The 417-nt window shown below is 77.0% G+C and carries 1 protein-coding gene; it reads left to right on the top strand.

Features of this window, described 5'->3' with window-relative positions:
* Positions 1–23: 23 nt before the first annotated feature.
* Positions 24–417: hypothetical protein (locus N869_RS16100; protein ID WP_035063455.1), on the top strand; the 394-nt coding region annotated here is incomplete at its 3' end.

Here is a 417-nt window from a genome sequence, read left to right as displayed (position 1 = left end):
ACCCCCGCCCCCGGGCCCGAGCGGTGAGCGAGCTGCGCCGCGTCGGCGGCGACCCCGTGCCCGTGGCCGGCCCCTGGTGGCGGGACAAGGGCCTGCGCCGGGCCCCCCTGGCCGGTGCGGTGGTGACCGTCGTGGCGTTCGTCCTGGGCATGTACCCCGTGGACGCCCTCGCCACCGGCCTGCTCGTGACCGTCGGGGTCATGGTGGGTGGCAGCCTCGGGGCCGGCAGCGAGTACGTGTGGCCCGAGGCCCGGTTCGAGACCACCGACGGCACCCGCAACGAGATGGCCGCGATCACCTGGACCCTCATCGGCCGCGACGGGCGTGTCTCGGAGGCCGCCGTCCGACGGTTGCGGGGCGTGACCCGCCACCGGCTCGCCCGGCACGGCGTCCGCCTGGACGAAGCCCTGAACGGGC

Origin of the sequence: Cellulomonas bogoriensis 69B4 = DSM 16987, from assembly GCF_000767165.1 — a bacterium.
Lineage (GTDB): Bacteria > Actinomycetota > Actinomycetes > Actinomycetales > Cellulomonadaceae > Actinotalea > Actinotalea bogoriensis.
This window is presented reverse-complemented; position numbering and strand designations above follow the sequence as displayed.